Consider the following 24,819-nt stretch of genomic DNA (forward strand, 5'->3'; position numbering starts at 1 on the left):
TAAAAGAATCTGTGGCAATTTATAACCATGAACGGCCACATCTGGCCCTGAAATACAAAACGCCTGATGATGTTCATCAGGCGTTTTACAGGCGGAAGAGTGTCAACCTATATCAGGACTAGTCATCTTACGGTAAAGATCGTCACGCTTGTAGGGCTGAATTTCGCCCTCTTTGCGGGTTTTCAGTAATTTCAGAATCCAGGTATATTGCTCAGGATGCGGGCCGACAAACACCTCGACCTCTTCATTCATCCGCTGCGCGATAGTGTTGTCATCCGCCGTGAGTAAATCATCCATCGGCGGGCGCACCAGGATTTGCAAACGGTGCGTTCTGGCATCATAAACCGGAAACAGCGGAACCACGCGCGCGCGGCATACCTTCATCAGGCGGCCAATGGCGGGCAATGTTGCTTTGTACGTGGCGAAGAAATCCACAAATTCGCTGTGCTCCGCACCGTGATCCTGGTCGGGCAGATAATAGCCCCAGTACCCCTGGCGTATCGACTGGATAAACGGTTTGATGCCGTCGTTGCGCGCATGCAGACGCCCGCCAAAGCGGCGACGCACGCTGTTCCATACATAGTCATAGACTTTATTGCCCTGATTGTGGAACATCGCCGCCATCTTCTGCCCTTGCGAGGCCATCAGCATGGCCGGGATATCCACCGCCCAGCCGTGCGGCACGAGAAAAATCACTTTCTCGTTATTATTGTGCATCTCATCGATTATCTCTTTTCCCTGCCACTCAATGCGCGGCAGGATTTTTTGCGGCCCACGGATAGCCAGCTCCGCCATCAGCACCATCGCTTGCGGCGCGGTGGCAAACATCTCATCGATAATTGCTTCCCGCTCGGCTTCGCTCTTTTGTGGGAAGCAATAAAGGAGATTGATCTGCGCACGTCGCCGGGCATTTTTACCCAACTTCCCGGCCAGCCGCCCCAGTCGCCCTAAAAGCGGATCGCGCACCGCCGGTGGGATCAGCGCCATGCCGGCAAAAGCGAGCACGCCCAGCCATGCGCCCCAGTTGCGCGGATGGCGAAACTCACTTTCAAACCGGGGAATATACTCGTTGTTATTTTTTTTCGTTTCCATGCACCGTCCGCAGGCCAGAAATCTAATGACTAATAGAGGGGGATAGTTTAGCGAGGCCACACGCTTCGCACAAAAGAAAAAGCCGATGCAGGTTATGCAACGGCTTTAAACGTACAGGTTATGGGCAGATTAGTCGAAACGCAACTGCGGGAGAACTTCCCTGACCTGCGCCAGAAAATCTTTACGCTCTGAACCGGTCAGCCCTTCTGTTCTCGGCAGCTTCGCCGTCAGCGGGTTAACTACCTGCTGGTTGATCCAGACTTCATAATGCAGGTGCGGGCCGGTTGAACGACCGGTGTTACCGGAGAGCGCGATGCGATCGCCGCGCTTCACTTTTTGGCCCGGTTTCACCAGAATTTTACGCAGGTGCATATAGCGCGTGGTATACGTGCGGCCATGACGGATAGCAACATAATAACCGGCCGCGCCGCTACGCTTCGCCACCACCACTTCACCGTCACCGACAGAGAGCACCGGCGTGCCCTGCGGCATGGCGAAGTCGACGCCTTTATGCGGCGCCACGCGGCCCGTCACCGGGTTGAGGCGACGCGGGTTAAAGTTTGAGGAGACGCGGAACTGTTTAGACGTCGGGAAGCGCATAAAACCCTTCGCCAGCCCCGTACCGTTACGATCGTAGAACTTGCCATCTTCGGCGCGGATCGCATAGTAATCTTTGCCATCGGAGCGCAGGCGCACGCCAAGCAACTGGCTCTGTTCCTGCTTACCGCCGAGCATTTCGCGGGACATCAACACCGAGAACTCATCGCCTTTCTTCAGCTTGCGAAAATCCATCTGCCACTGCATGGCTTTAATCACGGAGCTGACTTCTCCGCTGGTAAGCCCTGCTGCTTTCGCGCTGGCCACAAAACTTCCGCCGACGGTGCCTTTCATCACAGAGTTGGTCCAGTCGCCCTGTTGCAGCTCGCTGCTCATTTTGAAACCGTTGCCCGTCCGGTCGTAGGTACGGGTTTCGCGACGGGACATCTCCCAGGTCAAACGCTGTAAATCGCCGTCAGCTGTCAGTGTCCAGGAGAGCTGCTGACCAATTTTCAGGTTTCGCAGCTCTTTATCAGCGCTAGCAAGCTGGCTGATATCGCTCATATCGATGCCGTACTGATTGAGGATGCTGCTTAACGTATCGCCTGTGGAAACCACATATTCATGAATGCCCGCTTCATTGGCGGTTTTCTCGTCGAGTTCGTCCTGCGGCGGCGCTTCGACTTCATCCGGCAGCGTTTGATCGATAGGCTCGCTCGCCTCAGGAAGCAGAGAGCGAATTTCGCTTTTTGGCAGCTCGATAGTTTTGATAATCGGCGCTGATTCGGGGTGATAAACGTAAGGCCGCCAGACGGCGACCGTAAGAGTAAGAACTGTAAGTGACCCCAGCATAACGCGGTGGGGTCGAGGCAGATTATTAAATGCCAGGGCGACAGAGCGGGCTATCTGTTGCACGTATTCACTTCCTCATTATTCTCCCTTCAGGCAGCTCGCATATTGGTTAGACAGTGTGCTAAGGAACTGGGCATAACTCTCTTTACCTGGCTTGATACTGGTGCCAAGGGGATCCAGCGTTCCCATTCGAACGGATGTCCCTCGTGCGACAGATTCAACGACCGCTGGCCTGAACTGTGGCTCAGCAAAAACGCAGGCTGCTTTTTGCTCAACCAACTGTGTTCTGATTTCATGTAAACGCTGCGCACCCGGCTGAATTTCAGGGTTTACGGTAAAATGACCCAGCGGAGTCAGCCCGTAGTGTTTTTCAAAATAGCCATAGGCGTCATGAAAAACGAAATACCCTTTTCCTTTCAGAGGTGCCAGCTCGGTACCGACCTGCTTGTCGGCTTTGGCTAATGATGCCTCAAAAGCCTGCAGGTTGGCGTCTAGTTTGGCTCGACTTTGCGGCATAAGTTCCACTAATTTATCGTGGATTGCAACCGCCGAAAGCTGCGCGATTTCCGGGGATAGCCACAGATGCATGTTGTAATCGCCGTGATGGTGATGTGCCTCACCTTTTTCGCCATGCTGATGAGCCTCTTCATGAGCATGCTCATCCTCCTCATCGCCTTTTATGAGTAGCGGTTTTACCCCTTCCAGTTCCGCCATTGTCACCCGTTTTTTTTCCGGGATTTGCTGCGCGGACTTGGCCATAAAGGCTTCCATATCTGGCCCGACCCAAAAAACTAAGTCCGCGTTTTGTAAGCGTTTTACATCAGATGGACGCAGTGAATAGTCGTGTTCTGACGCCCCGTCAGGCAATAAAATTTCTGTTTCTGTCACCCCATCCGCAATGGCTGATGCGATAAAGCCCAGCGGCTTTAACGAGGCGACGACGGCAGCGTTAGCAGTTTGTGCTGCGCCGCCGAATAAAGCAGCGGAAACCGCTGCGCAAAGAAGCGTATTTTTATGTAACATAATGCGTCTACCCATCGTAACGACTGTAAGAAATGTGATATTATAACATTCTACAACTTGTGCAACCCCTTAAATGCTATGACGAATCTTGTAACGCTGGAAAATGTGAATGTCGCCTTCGGTCAACGCCGCGTGCTTTCAGACATTTCGCTAAGTTTATCGCCCGGTAAAATTTTGACGCTGCTTGGGCCAAACGGCGCGGGTAAATCCACGTTGGTGCGCGTTGTGCTGGGCCTGGTAGCACCCGATTCCGGGAATATCAAGCGTGAAAAAGCCCTGCGTATCGGCTATGTGCCGCAGAAATTACACCTCGATGCTACCCTGCCGCTCACCGTCGGGCGGTTTTTACGCCTGCGTCCCGGCGCACGTAAAGAGGAGCTGATCCCGGCGCTGAAACGCGTTCAGGCTGCGCATCTGATTGACGCACCAATGCAAAAACTTTCTGGCGGCGAGACGCAGCGCGTGCTGCTGGCGCGGGCATTGCTTAATCGCCCGCAGTTGCTGGTGCTGGATGAACCCACGCAGGGTGTGGACGTCAACGGCCAGGTGGCGCTATACGATCTGATTGACCAGTTACGTAAAGAGCTGGACTGCGCGGTGCTGATGGTTTCGCATGACCTGCACCTGGTGATGGCGAAAACTGACGAAGTGCTGTGTCTGAATCATCATATTTGCTGTTCCGGTACGCCTGAAGTGGTGTCATTGCATCCGGAATTTATCTCTATGTTTGGCCCGCGCGGCGCGCAACAGCTGGGGATTTATCGCCACAAACATAATCACCGCCATGATTTGCAAGGTCGCATCGTATTGCGCCAGGGTAATGGACACTGATGATTGAATTACTTTTTCCTGGCTGGCTTGCCGGGGTATTGCTCGCCTGCGCCGCCGGGCCGCTCGGTTCGTTTGTGGTCTGGCGCCGGATGTCCTATTTCGGCGACACGCTGGCACACGCGTCGCTGCTCGGCGTGGCGTTTGGTTTTCTGCTGGATGTGAACCCGTTCTATGCGGTCGTTGCCGTGACGTTAGTGCTGGCCGCCGGGCTGGTGTGGCTTGAAAAGCGCCCTCACCTCGCGGTTGATACGCTGCTGGGTATCATGGCGCACAGTGCCCTGTCGCTGGGCCTGGTGGTCGTCAGTCTGATGTCCAACATCCGCGTTGATCTGATGGCTTACCTGTTCGGGGATCTGCTGGCAGTGACGCCGGAAGATCTGGTCTTTATTGCCCTTGGCGTGGTGATAGTGGTCGGCATTCTGCTCTGGCAATGGCGCAATTTGCTGTCGATGACCATCAGCCCTGAGCTGGCATTTGTTGATGGCGTAAAGCTGCAACGCGTGAAGCTGTTGCTGATGCTGGTGACCGCGCTGACTATCGGTGTTGCGATGAAGTTTGTCGGCGCGCTGATTATCACTTCGCTGCTGATTATCCCTGCTGCGACAGCGCGACGCTTTGCGCGCACCCCTGAACAGATGGCGGGTGTCGCCGTGGGCATCGGTATGATTGCCGTTACCGGCGGGCTGAGCTTTTCCGCGTTTTACGATACCCCGGCAGGCCCCTCCGTAGTGCTCTGCGCGGCGGTGCTGTTTATTCTGAGTATGCTGAAAAAACCGGCTGGCTGAACCCTGCTCCGGAGGCGTTTTGCCTCCGGACTCTTGTGCTTAAGGCGTTTGCGGCGGGGTGATGCCAAAATGGGTCCAGGCTCTGGCCGTCGCCATCCTTCCGCGCGGCGTACGCTGCAAAAAACCCTGCTGGATAAGATAAGGCTCCAGCACATCTTCGATGGTTTCGCGCTCCTCGCCAATCGCCGCCGCCAGGTTATCCAGCCCGACCGGGCCACCGAAAAACTTATCAATCACCGCCAGCAGCAGCTTGCGATCCATATAGTCAAAGCCCTGGGCGTCCACGTTGAGCATATCCAGCGCCTGCGCAGCGATTTCTGCCGTGATATCACCGTTATGTTTCACTTCGGCAAAATCACGCACGCGGCGCAGCAGACGATTTGCGATACGCGGCGTTCCTCGCGAACGGCGCGCCACTTCCAGCGCCCCTTCCTCACTCATCTCCAGCCCCATAAAGCGGGCGCTGCGCCCGACGATATGCTGCAAATCCGCGACCTGGTAAAACTCCAGGCGCTGCACGATACCAAAGCGATCGCGCAGCGGCGAGGTCAGCGACCCGGCGCGCGTGGTTGCGCCTATCAAGGTAAAGGGCGGCAGGTCGATTTTTATCGAGCGCGCCGCCGGGCCTTCGCCGATCATGATGTCCAGCTGGTAATCTTCCATCGCCGGATAGAGCACTTCTTCCACGACCGGGGAAAGGCGGTGGATTTCATCGATAAACAGAACATCATGCGGTTCAAGGTTGGTCAGCATGGCAGCCAGGTCACCGGCCTTTTCCAGCACCGGCCCGGAGGTGGTGCGCAGGTTGACGCCCATCTCGTTGGCAACAATGTTGGCAAGCGTGGTTTTGCCCAGCCCCGGCGGGCCGAAAATCAGCAGATGGTCAAGCGCATCGCCGCGAAGCCTTGCCGCCTGGATGAAGATCTCCATTTGCGAGCGCACCTGCGGCTGACCGATATACTCTTCGAGCATTTTTGGGCGAATTGCGCGATCCACCACATCTTCAGTATTACTGCTGACGGGTGCTACCAGACGGTCTGCTTCAATCATCCTCTACCTCACAATGCCGCGCGTAGCGCTTCACGGATCAGGGTTTCGCTGTTGGCTTCCGGGCGAGCGATTTTGCTCACCATCCGGCTGGCTTCCTGAGGCTTATAGCCCAGCGCCACCAGCGCGGCAACCGCTTCCTGCTCGGCGTCGTCCGCCGGCGGGCTGGCCGGAGAAGTCAGCACCAGATCGGTCGCAGGCGTAAAGAGATCGCCGTGCAGGCCTTTAAAGCGATCTTTCATTTCGACAATCAACCGTTCGGCGGTTTTCTTGCCGATGCCCGGCAGTTTAATCAGCGCCGCCGGGTCTTCGCGCTCCACGGCATTGACGAACTGCTGGGCAGACATGCCGGAGAGGATAGCCAGCGCCAGTTTCGGGCCAACGCCGTTGGTTTTGATAAGCTCACGAAACAGCGTGCGCTCCTGCTTATTATTAAAGCCAAACAGCAGCTGCGCATCTTCGCGCACCACAAAATGGGTAAAAACAGTGGCCTCATTACCGGCGTCCGGTAATTCGTAAAAACAGGTCATCGGCATATGCACTTCATAGCCCACGCCCCCGGCTTCCAGCACCACTAACGGGGGTTGTTTTTCGACAATTATGCCTCTGAGTCTGCCTATCACATGACGCTCCTGCGTTAAGTGCTGAAGAAATAATGTTGTATCATAAAAAAAGGCTGGATGAATATCCAGCCGATTCTGCAGAAAGTGCTTAGCGTAACCGACCGCGTGCCAGGTTGAGGCGTGAACTGCTCACCTGTAATGCGTTCTGGCTGATGTGGCAATGGGTGATGGCAATGGCCAGCGCATCGGCGGCATCCGCCTGCGGGTTCGCGGGCAGTTTAAGCAGGTTACGCACCATGTGCTGCACCTGGCTTTTTTCCGCGCTCCCCATTCCGACCACCGTCTGTTTAACCTGCCGGGCCGCGTACTCAAACACCGGCAAATCCTGGTTTACGGCCGCCACAATCGCCACGCCGCGCGCCTGGCCGAGCTTTAATGCTGAGTCTGCGTTCTTCGCCATAAAGACTTGCTCAATGGCGAAAAAATCAGGCTGAAACTGGGTAATAATTTCCGTCACGCCTGCGTAAATCAGGCGCAGGCGCGAGGGTAAATCATCCACTTTTGTGCGGATGCATCCGCTACCCAGATAAGTCAGTTGCCTTCCTGTCTGGCGAATCACACCATAACCCGTAATGCGTGAACCGGGATCGATTCCCAGAATGACCGCCATCTTAGCACTCCTCAGGCAACCGCAAAAAACCTGCGCCGGGTAAAACAACGACTGAGGCTTCGCAAACAAGCCTCAGTGAACGGCTTCAGAGCGTGGCCGCGACTTCGTCGGAAATCTCACCATTGTGATAAACTTCCTGCACATCGTCGCAGTCTTCCAGCATATCGATAAGGCGCAGCAGTTTCGGTGCCGTTTCTGCGTCCATATCTGCTTTGGTCGACGGGATCATGGCGACTTCTGCGTTGTCTGCTTTCAGACCGGCCGCTTCGAGCGCATCGCGCACCGCGCCCATCTCTTCCCATGCGGTGTAGACATCAATAGCACCATCATCATAGGTCACCACATCTTCAGCGCCTGCTTCCAGTGCCGCTTCCATAATGGTGTCTTCGTCGCCCTGCTCGAAAGAGATAACCCCTTTCTTGCTAAAGAGATAGGCCACGGAGCCGTCCGTGCCGAGATTGCCGCCGCATTTGCTGAAGGCGTGACGCACTTCGGCAACGGTACGGTTACGGTTATCACTCAGGCATTCAACCATCACGGCGGTACCGCCAGGGCCGTAGCCTTCGTAGATGATGGTTTCCATGTTCGCGTCTTCATCACCGCCTACGCCGCGCGCGATGGCACGGTTTAAGGTGTCGCGGGTCATGTTGTTGGCTAGCGCTTTATCAACCGCCGCACGCAGGCGCGGGTTAGAAGCGACATCGCCACCGCCCAGACGCGCTGCGGTAACCAGCTCGCGAATGATTTTGGTGAAAATCTTACCGCGTTTGGCATCCTGTGCTGCTTTGCGGTGCTTGGTATTGGCCCATTTACTGTGACCTGCCATAAAAATTCTCCAGAAAAGCCTTATCCCTTCGCCTTGCAGCCCCTGATATGAGGCTGAAATGCCGGGGAAATTTATCAGGCGTTAATTACAAATTCTTCAATCGCCTGCCGGTTGCTCCACGACTTGGTCAATGCCGCCGCCTCGACGGCATCAACCCAGCGGTACGCCAGATGTTCGGTAAAAACGATCGGGCGTTCGTGTGGCAACATCAGACAAAACCAGGACTCGGTATTGTGCGTGATGCCCGGCGCGTAGCGATGACGTAAATGACTAAAAATTTCAAACTCCACCGTGCGCTGACAATCGGCTATCGGGAGTTGCTCGGCGGCAATATCGATGTCGACCTCTTCCTTTACTTCACGCATGGCGGCTTGCAACGCAGTCTCCCCTGCTTCCAGGCTGCCGGTAACGGACTGCCAGAAATCCGGATCGTCGCGTCGCTGCAACATCAGCACCCGTTTCGAATCCTGCGCGTAGATAACCACCAGAACAGAAACAGGGTGCTTAAAAGGCATATTATTTATTCTCCGGCGTCTCTTTTTTGACCACGGAAATATTCAGCTCAGCCAGGGCCGTTGGATTCGCAAAGCTCGGCGCTTCGGTCATCAGGCAGGCGGCGGCGGTGGTTTTCGGGAACGCGATAACGTCGCGGATGTTATCCGTGCCGGTCAGCAGCATCGTCAGGCGATCCAGACCAAACGCCAGGCCTGCGTGCGGCGGCGTACCGAACTTCAGCGCATCCAGCAGGAAGCCAAATTTCTCGCGCTGCTCCTGCTCATTGATTCCCAGAATGCCAAACACGGTTTGCTGCATGTCGCCATTATGAATACGCACAGAACCGCCGCCCACTTCATAACCGTTGATAACCATATCGTAGGCGTTTGCAATGGCCGTTTCCGGCGCGGCTTTCAGCTCTGCGGCGGTCATATCGCGCGGTGCGGTGAACGGATGATGCATCGCCGTCAGGCCGCCTTCGCCGTCCTCTTCGAACATCGGGAAGTCAATCACCCACAGCGGCGCCCACTTGCTCTCGTCCGTCAGGTTCAGATCTTTACCCAGCTTGAGGCGCAGCGCGCCCAGCGCATCGGCAACCACTTTTTTGTTGTCCGCGCCGAAGAAGATCATATCGCCGTCCTGCGCGTTGGTGCGCTCAAGGATGGCGGCGACGATTTCTGCATTCAGGAACTTCGCCACCGGGCTGGTGATGCCTTCCAGACCTTTCGCGCGTTCATTAACTTTAATGTATGCCAGGCCTTTCGCCCCGTAGATTTCAATAAATTTACCGTAGTCGTCAATCTGTTTGCGGCTAAGCCCGGCGCCGCCCGGCACACGCAGTGCGGCAACGCGGCCTTTGGCATCGTTAGCCGGGCCGGAGAAGACTTTAAACTCTACCGTTTTGAGCAGGTCAGCAACGTCCACCAGCTCCATCGGGTTACGTAAGTCCGGTTTGTCAGACCCGTAGCGACGCTCGGCTTCGGCGAAGGTCATCACCGGGAACTCGCCCAGATCCACGCCTTTAATTTCCAGCCACAGCTGGCGCACCAGCGCTTCCATCACTTCACGCACCTGCGGCGCGGTCATAAAGGAGGTTTCCACATCGATCTGGGTGAATTCCGGCTGGCGGTCAGCACGCAAATCTTCGTCGCGGAAGCATTTGACGATTTGATAGTAGCGGTCAAAGCCGGACATCATCAGCAGCTGTTTGAAAAGCTGCGGTGATTGCGGCAGCGCGTAGAATTTACCTTTGTGCACGCGTGACGGCACGAGGTAGTCGCGCGCGCCTTCCGGCGTCGCTTTGGTCAGCATCGGCGTTTCGATATCCAGAAAACCGTGATCGTCCATAAAGCGGCGCACAAAGCTTGTGATCTTCGCGCGGGTTTTCAGACGCTGCGCCATTTCAGGGCGGCGCAGATCGAGGTAGCGGTATTTCAGGCGCGCTTCTTCGGTGTTGACATGGTTTGAGTCGAGCGGCAGCGCTTCGGCACGGTTGATAATGTTCAGCGCGGTGGCGAACACTTCAACTTCACCGGTAGCCATATCTTTGTTGACGTTTTTCGCGTCACGCGCACGCACGGTACCGGTAATCTGAATGCAAAACTCATTACGCAGTTCAGAAGCGAGCTGGAACGCATCCTGATGGTCCGGGTCAAAAAACACCTGCACGATGCCTTCGCGATCGCGCATATCAATAAAGATAAGGCTACCGAGGTCACGGCGACGGTTGACCCACCCACAAAGCGTTACTTGCTGTCCCACATGGGATTGATTGAGCTGCCCGCAATATACTGTACGCATGAGATATCCCTTAATTAGCTGCGCGCGACCTGTCACCTGCGGTGCAGGCGCTTTGGTGGCAGCTAGTTTCGTATGTCACAACTGGATGAAAAAAGGGGGCTATTATACTGGAAATAATGCCAGACGATAAGCCCGCTACCGACTGTACGCGCGTTTGCTGCGCGCTTATTGCGCATTCTCACAAAATTTAACAAAAATTGTAAACCGTGCGCCCTGAGTTAACGCGTAAGGTAGGGGTGAAATCATTTCATTTTCAGGAGTTCTGATGCTCAAGCTTGATGCTGAGAAAACCGCGCTGGTGGTTATCGATTTACAGGAAGGTATCCTGCCTTTCGCTGGCGGCCCTCATAGTGCGCAGGATGTCGTCGCGCGCGCCGCGAAACTCGCCGGGGCGTTTCGCGCCCATAATGCGCCGGTCGTGCTGGTGCGCGTCGGCTGGTCGGCAGGGTTTGCCGAAGCGCTGAAGCAGCCGGTCGATATGCCTGCCGGTGGGCATTCCCTGCCGGAAAACTGGTGGACATACCCGCAGGCGCTGGGCAAAGAGGCGAGCGACATTGAAGTCACCAAACGCCAGTGGGGCGCTTTTTACGGCACCGATCTGGAGTTGCAGCTGCGCCGTCGCGGCATCGACACCATCGTGCTGTGCGGTATCTCCACCAATATCGGCGTGGAATCCACCGCACGTAACGCGTGGGAGCTTGGCTTTTCGCTGGTGGTTGCCGAAGATGCCTGCAGCGCGGCAAGCGCCGAGCAACATAACGCCAGCATCACCCATATCTACCCACGCATCAGCCGCGTTCGCAGCACGGACGAGATCCTAAGTGCCCTATGATCTATATCGGCCTGCCGCAATGGTCGCACCCGAAATGGGTGCGCCTTGGCATCACCAGTCTTGAAGAGTATGCCCGCCACTTTAACTGTGTCGAGGGCAACACCACGCTCTATGCGCTGCCCAAAGCCGAGATTGTTGCGCGCTGGCGCGAGCAGACCACGGACGACTTTCGCTTTTGTTTTAAATTCCCGGCAACCATTTCCCATCAGGCCGCGTTGCGCAACTGCGGGGAATTAACGCAGGAATTTTTCAGCCGTATGTCGCCACTGAGCGCGCGCATCGGCCAGTACTGGCTGCAACTTCCCGCCGCGTTTGGCCCACGGGATTTGCCCGCGCTGTGGGCATTTCTTGATAGCCTGCCTCAGGCGTTTACCTACGGCGTTGAAGTGCGCCACCCGCTCTTTTTCACCAAAGGCGAAGAGGAGAAAGCGCTGAATCAGGGTTTACATCGCCGGGGCGTTAACCGGGTGATACTTGACAGCCGCCCGGTGCACAGCGCGGTGGCACACAGTTACGCGCTGAAAGAAGCGCAACGTAAAAAACCGAAAGTCCCGGTGCATGCGCTGGTTACGGCTCATCATCCGATGGTGCGTTTTATCGGTAGCGATAATATGGCGCAGAACCGCGAGCTGTTTGCCGTCTGGCTCGAAAAGCTGCCGCTGTGGGCGCAAACCACTACGCCATATCTGTTTTTGCATACGCCGGATATCGCCCAGGCGCCGGAGCTGGTCGACACCCTCTGGCCGGACCTTGCTGCCGCCTTGCCCGGGATTGGCAATGCGCCTTCGATTCCATCGCAATCTTCTCTTTTCTAAGCGAACCACCTATTATTGTAGTGCGATCGTCAAAGCCATAAGGGCTTAAAGGGAGTTTGTATGGTTAGCGCGCTTTATGCCGTGCTGGGTGCGTTGTTGTTACTGAAGTTCTCATTCGATGTGGTCCGTCTGCGCATGCAGTACCGTGTGAATTACGGAGACGGTGGTTTTAGCGAGCTGCAAAGCGCCATACGCATTCATGGCAATGCGGTAGAATACATCCCTGTTGCTATCGTCCTGCTGCTGTTTATGGAGATGAACGGCGCGCAAACCTGGATGGTGCATGTGTGCGGGCTGTTGTTGATCGTGGGTCGCCTGATGCATTACTACGGGTTATACCATCGCCTCTATCGTTGGCGGCGTTCGGCTATCAGCGCCACCTGGTGTTCGCTGTTGCTGATGGTGCTGGCTAACCTCTGGTATATGCCCTGGGAGTTGGTTTTCTCCCTGCATTAGCGCACAATACGCCCCTTTGTTTTCCCGGATATTTACACTATGTCTCACCGCGACACGCTTTTTTCTGCGCCTATCGCCAGCCTGGGCGACTGGACTTTCGATGAACGGGTAGCTGAAGTCTTCCCGGACATGATCCAGCGCTCCGTCCCGGGTTACTCCAACATTATTTCTATGATCGGTATGCTGGCGGAGCGCTTTGTGCAGCCCGCCACGCAGGTTTACGATCTCGGCTGCTCGCTGGGTGCCGCCACGCTTTCCGTGCGCCGTAACATTCACCAGGACGGCTGCAAAATTATCGCTGTTGATAACTCTCCGGCAATGGTTGAACGCTGCCGTCGCCATATCGACGCCTATAAAGCGCCGACGCCGGTTGAGGTCATTGAAGGCGACATCCGCGATATCACAATTGAAAATGCTTCGATGGTGGTGCTGAATTTTACGCTGCAATTTCTTGAGCCGGACGACCGGCTGGCGCTGCTGAAGAAAATTTATCAGGGGCTGAACCCTGGCGGCGCGCTGGTGCTGTCGGAAAAGTTCAGCTTCGAAGATAAGACCGTGGGCGAGCTTTTGTTCAACATGCATCACGACTTTAAACGTGCCAACGGCTACAGCGAGCTGGAGATAAGCCAGAAGCGCAGCATGCTGGAAAACGTCATGTTGACGGATTCGGTCGAAGCGCATAAAGCGCGCCTGCATCTGGCGGGTTTTGAGCACAGCGAGCTGTGGTTCCAGTGCTTTAACTTTGGCTCTCTGGTGGCTCTGAAGGCGGGCGCGGCATGATAGAGTTTGGTCGTTTTTATCAGCAAATCGCGCTTGGGCCGTTGGCTCACTGGCTGGAAACATTGCCTGCGCAGATTGCCGCCTGGCAGCGCGAAGCCCTGCACGGCCAGTTTAAGCAGTGGAATAATGCTGTCGAATTTCTGCCCACGATCACACCTGCAAAGCTCGATCTGCTGCACAGCGTCAGCGCCAGCAGTGCTGAACCGCTAAGTCCAGGGCAACAGAAAGGAATAGAGACGCTGCTGCGCAATCTGATGCCCTGGCGCAAAGGGCCGTTCTCTTTATACGGTATTGATATTGATACCGAATGGCGCTCGGACTGGAAATGGCAGCGCGTGTTGCCGCACCTGTCTGATTTAACCGGGCGCACCATTCTCGACGTTGGCTGCGGCAGCGGTTATCACCTGTGGCGCATGATTGGCGCCGGGGCGTCGCTCGCGGTGGGTATCGATCCGACACAGTTGTTTTTATGTCAGTTCGAAGCGGTGCGCAAACTGCTGGGCGACGATCGCCGCGCGCACCTGCTGCCGCTGGGCATTGAGCAGCTTCCGGCGCTCAAAGCGTTTGATACCGTCTTTTCGATGGGCGTGCTTTACCATCGTCGCTCGCCGCTGGAGCATCTCTGGCAGTTAAAAGATCAGTTGGTCAACGAGGGCGAACTGGTACTGGAAACTCTGGTGGTGGAAGGTGATGAGCACACCGTGCTGGTGCCTGGCGACCGCTACGCGCAGATGCGTAACGTCTACTTTATTCCCTCGGCGCTGGCGCTGAAAAACTGGCTGGAGAAGTGCGGCTTTGTGGATGTGCGCATTGTGGATATGTGCGTGACCAGCACCGATGAGCAGCGGCGCACGTCCTGGATGACCAGCGAGTCGCTGGCTGATTTCCTCGCGCCGAACAACCCGTCAAAAACCGTGGAAGGCTACCCGGCGCCGCTGCGTGCCGTGCTGATTGCCCGCAAACCGTAGATAAAAAAAGGCCCCTGTTAATGGCAGGGGCCTGGTACGAGCAAACATCATATTGGGCGACATGATGTGCGGTAAAAAACGGTTCAGCGGCGATGTTGCACAATCATCTGTTTCATCTGCGCCACTGCGTCGCCATCAACACCATAGCGGGCATATTCATCCGCTGCCGGGTCTGATGACATCGATAATCCTGTGTTGCGATAACGCATAGGCGAAGCGCTCCAGCGCCCCGCCGAGCTGTGTAGCTCTTTTATGCCGGCGGCCAGAAATTTGCCGAGATTTTGCACACGAACGCCTGCGCCAGCCATAATGATTGGAACACCAGTACGTGCATTTAGTTCAATAATTAATGAAAGACCTTTTTCCGCCGACGACTGCTGCCCCGATGTAAGAATGCGAGCAATGCCCAAATCTGCCAGTACATCAATGGCCTGCTTCGGGTCAGCACACATATCAAAGGCGCGATGAAAAGTGACGGACATCTCTCCCGCGGCGCGCATGATTTCGCGCATTCGCGGCACATCAACCAGCCCGTCTTCATTCAGCACACCGGTCACCAGCCCCGGAAAACCAAGCTCACGGATAAGATGGATATCTTCAAGCATGGCAGCGAATTCATCAGAGCGATAGCAAAAATCTCCGCCGCGCGGTCGCACTATCGGATGCACCGGGATACTCAGCGCCTGGCGCGCCGCTTTTAACGCGCCAAAGGAGGGCGTCAGGCCCCCTTCGTTGGGCGCGGCGCAAAATTCAATACGATCCGCCCCGCGCTGCTGCGCGATAACGGCATCCTCTACGCTGTAACAGCAAATCTCCAGTAGCGCCATCTCTCCTCCTTCTGCGCATCTATCATGGCACGCTCTGGCCAGCGCAACGCTGCGCGCCTTCACACCTTGCGTTTTACTTCGCTCGCCACAATCGCTTCTATTGTCCACGGGTGGAATTTTACCGTGACGACACCATCCGTCACCGCAAGCGTCGGGTTGGGTAAACGCTCGCCCTCGCCTTTCGGCGAGCTGGTTTTAACGCTAATCCCCGGCTGGCTTAAGCCTTCGTCAGCCAGCAGCGCCAGCGCGCGGGCGTTCAGCGTCTGTGGCTCGCCGGGCAGGACTATCTCAATATGTTCCCAGCCTTCGTGCGGGTAACGTTTCTCTCCCGGCCACGGCAGCTCAATCACGGTGAATGCCCAGTGCGCCACGCGCACCGGCTCGCGCAGCTTAAACAGGCAAATTGGCCGACCGTTGATAATGTTTTCCGAGAGTAATTCGCCGCACTGCTCAAGGCCCTGCCGCCAGCGCTCGGCGGTGGCGTTCTGATGGCAACGCAGCGAAATATGATCCGCCTGCAGCGGCGCGATATCCAGCCCCAGCCGGTTCGTCAGCGCCGAAAGCGCGTCGCTAAAACGTGGCAAATCCGCCACTAAATCCTGCAATGTTTCGATAGTTTGCCAGTGGGCCATAGCTGCACTCACGAAGGGAAAACGGCTAATTTACCTTGTTATGCGCCGCTAACCAAGCCAGGCAAGGCGCGCATTTCCCGATACTGACGCCAACAGGCATTTACAGTATACTCCCGCTTTTATTATCAACACCCAGACACCGCGCCATGCTATGCGCGGCGTCATAAATGTAAGGTATACCGGTGAATATTCAGGCTCTTCTCTCAGAAAAAGTCAGTCAGGCGATGATTGCCGCAGGCGCTCCCGCAGATTGTGAAGCGCAGGTACGTCAGTCAGCCAGGGTTCAGTTTGGTGACTATCAGGCCAATGGCGTGATGGCGGTTGCAAAAAAACTGGGCATGGCACCGCGACAACTGGCCGAGCAGGTTGTATCTCACCTCGCTCTTGACGGGATTGCCAGCAAAGTAGAGATCGCCGGTCCGGGCTTTATCAATATTTTCCTCGACCCTGCTTTTCTCGCCAAACAGGTTAACGAGGCGCTGAAATCCGAGCGACTGGGCGTTGCGCAACCGCAGCCGCAAACCATCGTAGTGGACTACTCGGCACCGAACGTGGCGAAAGAGATGCACGTCGGTCACCTGCGTTCAACCATCATCGGCGACGCCGCCGTACGCACACTGGAGTTCCTCGGCCATCGTGTTATTCGCGCCAACCACGTCGGCGACTGGGGCACCCAGTTCGGCATGCTGATTGCATATCTGGAGCTAAAACAGCAAGAGAACGCCGGGGATATGGCACTCGCGGATCTCGAAGGTTTCTACCGCGAAGCGAAAAAGCATTACGACGAAGATGCCGCGTTTGCCGAGCGCGCGCGCGGTTACGTGGTGAAACTGCAAGGCGGCGATGCCTATTGCCGTGAAATGTGGCGTAAGCTGGTGGACATCACCATGAGTCAAAACCAGGCGACCTACGAGCGTCTGAACGTAACGCTGACGCGCGATGATGTGATGGGTGAGAGCCTGTATAACCCGATGCTGCCGGGCATTGTTGCGGATCTGAAAGCGAAAGGTCTGGCGGTGGAGAGCGAAGGCGCGACCGTGGTGTTCCTCGATGAGTACAAAAACAAAGAGGGCGAACCGATGGGCGTTATCATCCAGAAAAAGGATGGCGGCTATCTCTACACCACCACTGATATTGCCTGTGCGAAATATCGCTACGAAACCCTGCATGCGGATCGCGTGCTCTACTTTATCGACTCGCGCCAGCACCAGCATCTGATGCAGGCGTGGACCATTGTGCGCAAAGCGGGTTATGTGCCGGAATCCGTGCCCCTTGAGCACCACATGTTCGGCATGATGCTGGGCAAAGACGGTAAACCGTTTAAAACCCGCGCGGGCGGGACGGTGAAACTGACCGACCTGCTGGATGAAGCGCTGGAGCGCGCGCGCCGCCTGGTGGCGGAAAAGAACCCGGATATGCCTGCCGACGAGCTGGAAAAACTGGCAAGCGCGGTCGGTATTGGCGCGGTGAAGTATGCGGACTTGTCGAAAAATCGCACTACCGATTATGTGTTCGACTGGGACAATATGCTGGCATTTGAAGGCAATACCGCGCCGTATATGCAGTACGCGTATACCCGCGTGCTCTCCGTGTTCCGCAAGGCGGGCATTGATGAGCGCGAGCTGGATGCCGCCGCAGTGGTAATTAGCGAAGACCGCGAGGCACACCTGGCCGCGCGCCTGTTGCAGTTTGAAGAGACGCTGGATGTGGTGGCCCGCGAAGGCACGCCGCACGTGATGTGCGCTTATCTCTACGATCTGGCGGGTCTGTTCTCCGGTTTCTATGAGCACTGCCCTATCCTCAGCGCCGAGAATGACGAAGTGCGCCAGAGCCGCCTGAAGCTGGCGCTGCTGACGGCCAAAACTCTGAAACTGGGTCTGGATACGCTCGGTATCGAAACCGTCGAACGTATGTAATGCTGCGTTAAAACAAAGGGCCGCAACGGTAAACGTCGCGGCCCTTTTTTATTGCCGGTTAAAACGCACTTAGTAACACGGCCCGGTTTCGCCTTTGGCAAAGCTTACGGACATTGTCGGGAGCGTTGCGCTACCGTCAAACGTTGCATTTACGGTAAAACGGCTATCCTCTTTTAAAGGTATAATATTAAGGATGTAATCACCTTTTGAATTATCAAATTTGGGGGCACCGAATCCCGTTGAACCTTCTACCGCTTCCGTTAATACACGATTATTAATTTTGAAATTCGCCAGATAATGGGGGTCCGCATTAACTTTAGTCCCATCTTCCAGCGCCAGTTCAATCACTGACTGCGCATACCCACTGTTTACCTGATTATTCTGAAGAAATAGTTCAAGCGGTATACGACTGTACATTGAGTATCCAGCGTATAGCTCATCCGAAGAACCATTAACGGGTGTCATGTTAAACCTCTCATCGACGCCTGCACCATTACCAAAATTGGCGTAAAACATCATTTCCAGCCTGGTCAACCGAATGTTCTTCGTGGGTGCGGGAACCGTTGTGCCGGGCTTCTCTGAGGAAACCGGGCAAGTCGCCGCGCCGCTGCCGTTATACTGCGTCTTGACTTTGCTGACACGCAATGACGTTTTCCAGTCAGTGGTAGTCGCAGAGAAGTTCCACTCGAAAGGAATCGAAAAATCCACCCCCACATTAGCCCAGGTCAGGGTGTACGGCGGGTTCAGGAAGGTCATAGTGACCTCCTCTTCACTGCCAGGCCTGCCCGGAATACCCACGTCTATCGTCCTGTCGCCGTGCGAGTCCGCCTTCACGCTCACCGTCAGCTCACCATTGCTGTCCGTTGGCGCGATTTTGCCAAAGGTCACCGGCTCGCCGGATGCCAGGGCAATTGCCGGGGTGAAGCCAACCACCGGCGTATTGATACCGTCGGTCAGTTTCACCCTGAAGGTGTTCGCCTGCGTCCCATCCGACACTTCCTGGTCTGTAAGCTTGGTCACCGTGGTACGAATAACCGTTGGCACGAAATACACACTCACGTTCTGGCTGCTGCCGTTTACGCTCGCCGTGACCGTGCTCTGCCCCTGCGTATTACTGGTCATGGTGACGGTCACGCTGCCATCGCTGCCGGTTTTGCCGCTGCCGGTGATGCTGGCACCATTGTCGGCGCTAAAGTTCACCGTCTGACCGGAGAGGAGATTACCAAACGCATCGGTGACGGTTGCTTTGACGCTGTTGGTCTCGCTGCCGTCGGCTTTGGCGTTGTTATCCACCACCAGCAGATTACCGCTCAGGATCTGCGCAGTGCTGCTATCGGCGATAAAGGTCACCGCTTTGCTCTGGCTGCTGCTGTTGACCGTCGCCACTACGCTGCTCTGCCCGGCTTTGGTGCTGGTGATCGTGGTCGTCACTTCACCGTTAGCATCGGTGGTGGCGCTCCCGGCAATTTTCGCGCTGTTGTCTGCGCTGAAACTCACCGCCAGCCCGGCGACGCGGTTGTTGTACGCATCCTCCACCGTCGCTTTCACGCTGTTGGTGGCGCTGCCGTTCGCCAGCGCGTTATCGTTCACCACCACCAGGCTGCCGCTGACAATTTGCGCGGTTGAACTGTCTGCCACGAAGGTCACCGCCTGGCTCTGGCTGCTGCTGTTCACCGTTGCCACCACGCTGCTCTGCCCGGCTTTGGTGCTGGTCAGAGAAACAGTGATTTCACCTTTGCCATCTGTGGTGGCACTGGTAGCGATGGTCGCACCGTTATCCGCGCGGAAGCTCACCATCTGCCCGGCGACAAGGTTGCCGAACGCATCGGTCACCGTCGCTTTGACGCTGTTAGTCGCACTGCCGTTAGCCAGCGCATTGTCAGCAACCACCACCAGGTTACCGCTGACGATTTGCGCTGTGGAGTTATCGGCAACAAAGGTGAGCGCTTTGCTCTGGCTCTGACCATTAACCGTTGCTTTCACCGTGCTCTGCCCGGCTTTGGTGCTGGTCAGGGTCGCTGTCACCTCCCCTTTGGCATCCGTGGTGCCGCTGGCGGTAATCTTCGCGCTGTTATCGGCGCTGAAGCTCACCGTCTGCCCGGCGAGGATGTTGCCATAGGCATCGGTCACCGTCGCTTTGACACTGTTGGTCGCACTGCCGTTCGCCAGCGCGTTGTCAGCAATGACCACCAGGTTACTGCTGATGATTTGCGCCGTGGAATTATCGGCCACAAAGCTCAGCGTCTGGCTCTGACTGCTGCTGTTCACCTTCGCCACGACCTTGCTCTGCCCGGCTTTGGTGCTGGTAAGCTGCATCGTTACTTCACCGCGAGCATCGGTGGTGCCGCTGGCGGCGATGGTCGCGCCATTGTCCGCACTAAAGGCGACGGCAAGCGCAGGTACTGCGTTACCGTTAGCATCCACCACGCTGGCTTTCACGCTGTTCGTGGCGCTGCCGTTAGCCAGCGCGTTGTCCGCAACGATAACCAGGCTACCGTTAAGAAGCTGTGCGGTGCTGCTGTCGGCAATAAAGGTGAGCGCTTTGCTCTGGCTTTGACCATTAACCGTTGCCTGCACCGTGCTCTGCCCGGCTTTGATGCTGGTCAGCGTGGCAGTGATTTCCCCGTTTGCGTCAGTTTTACCGCCTGCGGTAATGGTTGCGCCATTGTCGGCGGAGAAGCTCACAGTCTGCCCGGCCAGAATATTACCGAAGGCATCGGTGACTGTCGCTTTCACGCCGTTGGTCGCCTGACCATCCGCTTTGGCGTTGTCGTTCACCACTTGCAAATCGCCGCTGGCAATTTGTGCGGTCGAGTTATCTGCCATAAAGCTCACCGTCTGGCTGCGCGTGCCGCCATTGACGGTAACGCTCACCTTGCTCTGCCCGGCTTTGGTGCTGGTCAGCGTCATCACCACCTCGCCCAGGGAATCGGTCGTGCCGCTGGCGGCGATGGTTGCGCCATTGTCCGCTTTGAAGCTTACCGTCTCACCCGCCACGGCGTTGCTATAGGCGTCCGTCACCGTCACTTTCACGCTGTTGGTGGCTTTGCCATTGGCCAGCGCGTTATCCGTGACGACCACCAGCGCGCCGATAGCGACCTGCGCGGTATTGTTATCCGCAACGAAGGTGACGTTCTGGCGCTGGCTGCTGCCGTTGATGCTTGCCGTCACCGTGCTCTGCCCGGCTTTGGTGCTGGTCAGCGACACGCTTGCCTCACCCTGTGCGTCAGTGGTGGCGCTGCTGGCGATGGTTGCGCCATTGTCTGCGCTAAAGTTAACCGTCATGCCTGGAATAATGTTACCGAACGCATCGGTCACCGTGGCCTGCACGCTGTTGATATCCACACTGTTTGCTTTGGCGTTATCTCTTACCACGGTCAGGTTGCCGCTCACTATCTGTGCGGTGCTGTTGTCCGGGATAAAGGTCACGTTCTGGCGCTGACTGCTGCCATTGATGCTGGCGGTCACACGGCTTTGGCCGGCCTGGATACTTGTCAGGCTCACCGTCACGTCACCCTGAGCATCCGTGGTGCCTTTGGCGGCAATGGTTGCGCCATTATCCGCCGTGAAGCTCACCTCAATACCCGGCACAAGGTTACCGTGCGCATCCGTGACCGTCGCTTTGACGCGGTTGGTCGCGCGGCCGTCCGCTTTGGCGTTATCCGTCACCACCTTCAGGTTTCCGCCAATAATTTGCGCCGTGGCGCTGTCGGCGATAAAGGTCACTGTCTGGCGCTGGCTGCTGCCATTGATGCTGGCGGTCACGTTACTCTGCCCGGCTTTGGTGCTGGTCAGCATCATGGTTACTTCACCGGAAGCATCGGTGGTGCCGCTTGCTGCAATGACCGCGCCGTTATCGGCGCTGAAGCTCACCTGCTGTCCCGCCAGCACGTTGCCATGCGCATCCGTGACCGTGGCCTTCACGCTGTTGGTGTCGCTACCGCTGGCTTTCGCATTATCTTTCACCACCACCAGGTCGCCGCTGGCAATCTGCGAGGTGCTGTTATCGGCGACAAAATTCACCGCCTGGCGCTGGCTGCTGCCATTGATGCTGGCGGTCACGGTGATCTGCCCGGCTTTGGTGCTGGTTAGCGTGACCGTTGTTTCACCTTTATCATCCGTGGTGCCTTGCGCGACAATGGTTGCGCCATTATCGGCACTAAAGCTCACCACCTGGCCCGGAACCCGGTTGCCGTTTGCATCGGTGACCGTTGCTTTGACGCTATCCGTTGCGCTACCGTCCGCTTTTGCGTGGTCCTGCACCACCACCAGCGCACCGCTGATAATCTGCGCCGTGCTGTTGTCGGCGACAAAGTTAACCTTCAGATGCTGGCGGCTGCCATTTATCGATGCCGTCACGGTACTCTGCCCGGCTTTGACGCTGGTCAGGGTCATGATGACTTCGCCTTTGGCATCCGTGGTTCCGGCGGGTGCGATAACCGCGCCGTTATCCGCGCTAAAATTGACCTGCATGGCGGAGAGAACGTTGCCGTTTGCATCTTTCACAGTTGCCTTCACCCGGTTGGTGTCATGGCTATCCGCTTTCGCGTTATCGCGCTCAGCGACCAGGTCGCCGTTCATTATCTGCGCGCTGGAACGATCGCCAACAAAGTTCACCACCTGACGCTGGCTGCTGCCGTTGATACTTGCCGTCACGGTAGTCTTGCCGGAAGTGGTGTTGGTGAGGCTGACCGTCACGCTGCCATCGCTGCCGGTTTTCCCTTCTGCGGCGATCAATGCGCCGTTATCGGCTTTGAAGCTGACCGTCTGGTCACGGAGCAGGTTGCCGGTGGCATCGCGCACCGTCGCTTTCACGCTGTTGCTCTCTTTGCCGTCGGCCTGCGCGTTATTTTTCACCACCACCAGCTCGCCGCTGGCGATTTGCGCGCTGCGGCCATCTGCCGTCAGCGTGACGCTGGCGGAGGCAAAGCGGCTGTTACGGGCTTGCGGCGTAATGATCAGCGACTCCGGTTTGTTGCCGGCGGTCAGGGTGGCAAGATATTCACCGGCAGCCTGGCGACTGAACGTGCTCAGCGTTGACGTCAGCGTGCCGCGCAGTCTGGCACCTTTTTCAACGCTGATTTCGTCTGCGTTAATATCAACCGGTTTGCCTTCGCGATCGTTCACTTTAAGCAGCAGTTGCAGCTGGGTTTTACCGTCTGCGGGCAGCACGCTTTTGGCCGGGGTGAGCGCGCTCATACTGGTGCTGATCGCCGCCTGGGTGACGGTGACCTGAGTCTGAGCCTGCTCTGAGCGGTTACCTTTTTTATCCACGGCGACAGCGCTCACGGTATAGCTGTTTACCCCGCCCGGTGCGGAGTGATACTCCGGCAGCACAACGCTGAAATCGCTCTCGCCTTGCTGTGTAATTTTTCCGCCTGCGGCGACAAGCGCCCCGGCCGACCAGATAATCCGTTCCAGCCCATATTTACTGTTTACGGCAACGCCGAGGGATTTTTCCTGCCCGGCGTAACCCGCGACAAGCGCCGCCAGCTGCAAACGGATCAGCGCTTTCTTGCGGTAATCCAGCACAATATTGTTATTGCGCGCCACCAAATCATAGCGGTTGCCGGAAAGCTTGCGCATCTGGCTTACGGCTGAAGGATCTGTCTGTTTTTGCCACGACACGCCTGGCTGATAATTAACACGCAGACCGAACTGCGCGTCGCTGTGCCCTCCCTGCCCCTGGCGGTGCCCGGCAGAGAGTGTCAGTAACGGGAACGGGGTATAATTCGCGCTAATGGTAATGGCGCGCGGGTTGTTCTGGCGGTTTTCCATACCAAAAAGCGCGACTTGTTTGCCGTAATATTGCTCATAAACCACTTCCGCACCGAGCTGCGGCCATGCAGGCAGCCATCCCTGAGCGCGGATATCCCAGCCATTAGCCGGGCGCTCTTCATAATCTTCTAGATCGGGGGAATTCTGCCAGTTGGTCAGGCGCAGGTAATTATTGGCGCCAAACTTCAGGTAATCGCGCCAGTATTCAAGGCCGGTTCCCAGGCGCATATGGCCTCTGGAGAGGTCGTAATCGATAAACAGATTACCGCCGAGCATCCAGCTTTCCTGAAACGCGCGATAGCCAAGTCCGGCATTATATTGTGTGCGATCGTCCGTGCGGTGCAGGCTCTGTTGGGTGAAAAATAAGCTGTCTTTCTGTTCTGTCAGCGGAAGCAGCAGGTCGAACTGAGAGTTTTTTACACCGCTCGTTTTGTTGAAATCGAGCTGCACCCGTGCCGTGCCGCCGCGCGCCAGCCATTTTTTAATTTGATCATTGACCGCGCCGGAAAGATAGCTGCCCGCCATAGAGGCCATCGTATCGCTGTCAGGATGGTCAGCAAAGAATGCCCCAACCCGTGAAGCGACGCCAGCGAAGGTTTTTTCCGGGTTTTCCTGTTCTGTAGACTGCTTTTTACCCGACGCGGGTGCTAACGGCGCCAGTGGGACGTCGATTTCATCGCCTGGCTGCAGGTTATCAAAGCCGCGCGCGAAGGTACGAAACTGATTTAACGCGCGCAGTGCGGCGATGGCGAGGTTAAATTTTTTGCTGACCGACGCCGTGGTCTCTCCCGCTGAGAGTGTATAAGTCGTTGTTCGTTGCGGGAGTTGTTCAGCGTTATTTGAAAGCGCGCTGGCGCGCGTATTCGCATGCGCGATAAGTGGCGTAAAGGCAATGGCTGACGGAAACGCCGCCTGAGAAAATATCACCAGACTGGCAATACTTTTTTTGAAAAAAGAGGTGTGAGCATGTTGTCGGTGAGTCATACGTCCTCACCGGCAATATGCGTTACGCTAAAACACTGGCACATTATGATTTTTCCAGAAGGCTAGAAAATAGCGCCCTCAGCCATATTCGCTGAGGGAGCACAAAAATAACGTTTGCCCGGAGGTTTGTTATTTAAAAGAGTAGAGCCGGTGGCCCAGAGCAGAAGTGATGCCCATGACAATTATATCGGGACAGAGGGGGATAATATGAAGAGCTATTCAGTGTATTAATAGCTTAATAAAATCACCGAACTCATTTATTTAATTAATGACATAATAAACAGTGATATAAAAAATAAACCAATGGATT

General features: G+C 56.2%; 20 protein-coding genes. 8 read left to right on the forward strand and 12 right to left on the reverse strand.

Going from position 1 to position 24,819, the window contains the following annotated elements; all coding sequences use genetic code 11:
* Nucleotides 1-102 precede the first annotated feature (102 nt).
* The 3 genes from lpxM to znuA all read right to left on the reverse strand — a co-directional run bounded on the left by lpxM (nt 103) and on the right by znuA (nt 3,504).
* Complete coding sequence (gene lpxM, locus ACTU3N_RS17430) at nt 103-1,092, reverse strand: lauroyl-Kdo(2)-lipid IV(A) myristoyltransferase (RefSeq protein ID WP_443087387.1); 990 nt, start codon at nt 1,090-1,092, stop codon at nt 103-105.
* A gap of 129 nt (nt 1,093-1,221) precedes the next feature.
* Nucleotides 1,222-2,544, reverse strand: coding sequence for a murein DD-endopeptidase MepM (gene mepM / locus ACTU3N_RS17435; protein WP_443087388.1), 1,323 nt, complete (start codon nt 2,542-2,544; stop codon nt 1,222-1,224).
* Nucleotides 2,545-2,559: 15 nt separating this feature from the next.
* Nucleotides 2,560-3,504, reverse strand: coding sequence for a zinc ABC transporter substrate-binding protein ZnuA (gene znuA / locus ACTU3N_RS17440; RefSeq protein WP_443087389.1), 945 nt, complete (start codon nt 3,502-3,504; stop codon nt 2,560-2,562).
* Nucleotides 3,505-3,582: 78 nt separating this feature from the next.
* Between znuA and znuC the strand changes: the two genes are divergently transcribed.
* Nucleotides 3,583-4,335: a zinc ABC transporter ATP-binding protein ZnuC gene (gene znuC, locus ACTU3N_RS17445; protein WP_443087390.1), complete on the forward strand. Its 753-nt coding sequence runs from the start codon at nt 3,583-3,585 to the stop codon at nt 4,333-4,335.
* On the forward strand, nt 4,335-5,120 hold the full coding sequence (gene znuB / locus ACTU3N_RS17450; RefSeq protein ID WP_443087391.1) for a zinc ABC transporter permease subunit ZnuB: 786 nt from the start codon (nt 4,335-4,337) through the stop codon (nt 5,118-5,120). The genes znuC and znuB overlap by 1 nt, the downstream gene beginning before the upstream one ends.
* 39 nt (nt 5,121-5,159) lie before the next feature.
* On the opposite strand, the gene ruvB is transcribed toward znuB, so the two are convergent.
* From ruvB to aspS, 6 genes are all read right to left on the reverse strand, one after another.
* The gene (gene ruvB / locus ACTU3N_RS17455) at nt 5,160-6,170 is read right to left on the reverse strand and encodes a Holliday junction branch migration DNA helicase RuvB (RefSeq protein WP_443087392.1); all 1,011 of its coding nucleotides are present in this window, start codon (nt 6,168-6,170) and stop codon (nt 5,160-5,162) included.
* Nucleotides 6,171-6,178: 8 nt separating this feature from the next.
* On the reverse strand, nt 6,179-6,790 hold the full coding sequence (gene ruvA, locus ACTU3N_RS17460; protein WP_443087393.1) for a Holliday junction branch migration protein RuvA: 612 nt from the start codon (nt 6,788-6,790) through the stop codon (nt 6,179-6,181).
* An 88-nt stretch (nt 6,791-6,878) separates the two neighbouring features.
* A complete protein-coding gene (gene ruvC / locus ACTU3N_RS17465; RefSeq protein ID WP_443087394.1) occupies nt 6,879-7,400 on the reverse strand; it encodes a crossover junction endodeoxyribonuclease RuvC in 522 nt (173 codons plus the stop codon).
* An 85-nt stretch (nt 7,401-7,485) separates the two neighbouring features.
* Nucleotides 7,486-8,226, reverse strand: a complete 741-nt coding sequence (locus ACTU3N_RS17470) for a YebC/PmpR family DNA-binding transcriptional regulator (RefSeq protein ID WP_443087395.1) — start codon at nt 8,224-8,226, stop codon at nt 7,486-7,488.
* Between the two features lie 74 nt (nt 8,227-8,300).
* A complete protein-coding gene (gene nudB / locus ACTU3N_RS17475; protein ID WP_443087396.1) occupies nt 8,301-8,741 on the reverse strand; it encodes a dihydroneopterin triphosphate diphosphatase in 441 nt (146 codons plus the stop codon).
* 1 nt (nt 8,742) lies between these two features.
* The gene (gene aspS / locus ACTU3N_RS17480; RefSeq protein WP_443087397.1) at nt 8,743-10,521 is read right to left on the reverse strand and encodes an aspartate--tRNA ligase; all 1,779 of its coding nucleotides are present in this window, start codon (nt 10,519-10,521) and stop codon (nt 8,743-8,745) included.
* A gap of 265 nt (nt 10,522-10,786) precedes the next feature.
* Here aspS and ACTU3N_RS17485 point away from each other — a divergent pair, with 265 nt between their 5' ends.
* Genes ACTU3N_RS17485 through cmoB form a run of 5 tightly spaced genes read left to right on the forward strand, consistent with a single transcriptional unit; the run spans nt 10,787 to nt 14,372 of the window.
* Nucleotides 10,787-11,353: a hydrolase gene (locus ACTU3N_RS17485; protein WP_443087398.1), complete on the forward strand. Its 567-nt coding sequence runs from the start codon at nt 10,787-10,789 to the stop codon at nt 11,351-11,353.
* Nucleotides 11,350-12,168, forward strand: a complete 819-nt coding sequence (locus ACTU3N_RS17490; RefSeq protein WP_443087399.1) for a DUF72 domain-containing protein — start codon at nt 11,350-11,352, stop codon at nt 12,166-12,168. Before ACTU3N_RS17485 ends, ACTU3N_RS17490 begins: the two co-directional genes overlap by 4 nt.
* A gap of 60 nt (nt 12,169-12,228) precedes the next feature.
* Complete coding sequence (locus ACTU3N_RS17495) at nt 12,229-12,624, forward strand: MAPEG family protein (RefSeq protein ID WP_443087400.1); 396 nt, start codon at nt 12,229-12,231, stop codon at nt 12,622-12,624.
* 39 nt (nt 12,625-12,663) lie between these two features.
* Nucleotides 12,664-13,404 carry a carboxy-S-adenosyl-L-methionine synthase CmoA gene (gene cmoA, locus ACTU3N_RS17500; protein ID WP_443087401.1) on the forward strand — a complete coding sequence of 247 codons (741 nt, stop codon included), beginning with the start codon at nt 12,664-12,666 and terminating at the stop codon, nt 13,402-13,404.
* The gene (cmoB, locus tag ACTU3N_RS17505; RefSeq protein ID WP_443087402.1) at nt 13,401-14,372 is read left to right on the forward strand and encodes a tRNA 5-methoxyuridine(34)/uridine 5-oxyacetic acid(34) synthase CmoB; all 972 of its coding nucleotides are present in this window, start codon (nt 13,401-13,403) and stop codon (nt 14,370-14,372) included. Before cmoA ends, cmoB begins: the two co-directional genes overlap by 4 nt.
* 83 nt (nt 14,373-14,455) lie before the next feature.
* On the opposite strand, the gene cutC is transcribed toward cmoB, so the two are convergent.
* Both cutC and ACTU3N_RS17515 read right to left on the reverse strand, forming a co-directional pair.
* On the reverse strand, nt 14,456-15,199 hold the full coding sequence (gene cutC / locus ACTU3N_RS17510) for a copper homeostasis protein CutC (protein ID WP_443087403.1): 744 nt from the start codon (nt 15,197-15,199) through the stop codon (nt 14,456-14,458).
* 59 nt (nt 15,200-15,258) lie between these two features.
* Nucleotides 15,259-15,831, reverse strand: a complete 573-nt coding sequence (locus tag ACTU3N_RS17515; RefSeq protein WP_443087404.1) for a VOC family protein — start codon at nt 15,829-15,831, stop codon at nt 15,259-15,261.
* Between the two features lie 182 nt (nt 15,832-16,013).
* Between ACTU3N_RS17515 and argS the strand changes: the two genes are divergently transcribed.
* Entirely contained in the window at nt 16,014-17,747 is a 1,734-nt protein-coding gene (gene argS / locus ACTU3N_RS17520; RefSeq protein WP_443087405.1) for an arginine--tRNA ligase, read from the forward strand.
* 69 nt (nt 17,748-17,816) lie between these two features.
* On the opposite strand, the gene ACTU3N_RS17525 is transcribed toward argS, so the two are convergent.
* Nucleotides 17,817-24,509, reverse strand: a complete 6,693-nt coding sequence (locus tag ACTU3N_RS17525) for an Ig-like domain-containing protein (protein ID WP_443087406.1) — start codon at nt 24,507-24,509, stop codon at nt 17,817-17,819.
* Nucleotides 24,510-24,819: the final 310 nt, after the last annotated feature.

The organism is Vagococcus sp. WN89Y (assembly GCF_052220145.1).
Taxonomy (GTDB): domain Bacteria; phylum Pseudomonadota; class Gammaproteobacteria; order Enterobacterales; family Enterobacteriaceae; genus Kosakonia.

Excerpts from the sequence above, each read along its gene's own strand:
- cutC (WP_443087403.1), bottom strand. The coding sequence starts at position 15,199 with ATGGCGCTACTGGAGATTTGCTGTTACAGCGTAGAGGATGCCGTTATC.
- ruvC (WP_443087394.1), bottom strand. The coding sequence starts at position 7,400 with ATGGCGGTCATTCTGGGAATCGATCCCGGTTCACGCATTACGGGTTAT.
- lpxM (WP_443087387.1), bottom strand. The coding sequence starts at position 1,092 with ATGGAAACGAAAAAAAATAACAACGAGTATATTCCCCGGTTTGAAAGT.
- ACTU3N_RS17485 (WP_443087398.1), top strand. The coding sequence starts at position 10,787 with ATGCTCAAGCTTGATGCTGAGAAAACCGCGCTGGTGGTTATCGATTTA.
- ruvB (WP_443087392.1), bottom strand. The coding sequence starts at position 6,170 with ATGATTGAAGCAGACCGTCTGGTAGCACCCGTCAGCAGTAATACTGAA.
- ACTU3N_RS17525 (WP_443087406.1), bottom strand. The coding sequence starts at position 24,509 with ATGACTCACCGACAACATGCTCACACCTCTTTTTTCAAAAAAAGTATT.
- ACTU3N_RS17515 (WP_443087404.1), bottom strand. The coding sequence starts at position 15,831 with ATGGCCCACTGGCAAACTATCGAAACATTGCAGGATTTAGTGGCGGAT.
- znuC (WP_443087390.1), top strand. The coding sequence starts at position 3,583 with ATGACGAATCTTGTAACGCTGGAAAATGTGAATGTCGCCTTCGGTCAA.
- ACTU3N_RS17495 (WP_443087400.1), top strand. The coding sequence starts at position 12,229 with ATGGTTAGCGCGCTTTATGCCGTGCTGGGTGCGTTGTTGTTACTGAAG.
- cmoB (WP_443087402.1), top strand. The coding sequence starts at position 13,401 with ATGATAGAGTTTGGTCGTTTTTATCAGCAAATCGCGCTTGGGCCGTTG.
- ACTU3N_RS17490 (WP_443087399.1), top strand. The coding sequence starts at position 11,350 with ATGATCTATATCGGCCTGCCGCAATGGTCGCACCCGAAATGGGTGCGC.
- znuA (WP_443087389.1), bottom strand. The coding sequence starts at position 3,504 with ATGTTACATAAAAATACGCTTCTTTGCGCAGCGGTTTCCGCTGCTTTA.
- aspS (WP_443087397.1), bottom strand. The coding sequence starts at position 10,521 with ATGCGTACAGTATATTGCGGGCAGCTCAATCAATCCCATGTGGGACAG.
- ACTU3N_RS17470 (WP_443087395.1), bottom strand. The coding sequence starts at position 8,226 with ATGGCAGGTCACAGTAAATGGGCCAATACCAAGCACCGCAAAGCAGCA.
- znuB (WP_443087391.1), top strand. The coding sequence starts at position 4,335 with ATGATTGAATTACTTTTTCCTGGCTGGCTTGCCGGGGTATTGCTCGCC.
- cmoA (WP_443087401.1), top strand. The coding sequence starts at position 12,664 with ATGTCTCACCGCGACACGCTTTTTTCTGCGCCTATCGCCAGCCTGGGC.
- nudB (WP_443087396.1), bottom strand. The coding sequence starts at position 8,741 with ATGCCTTTTAAGCACCCTGTTTCTGTTCTGGTGGTTATCTACGCGCAG.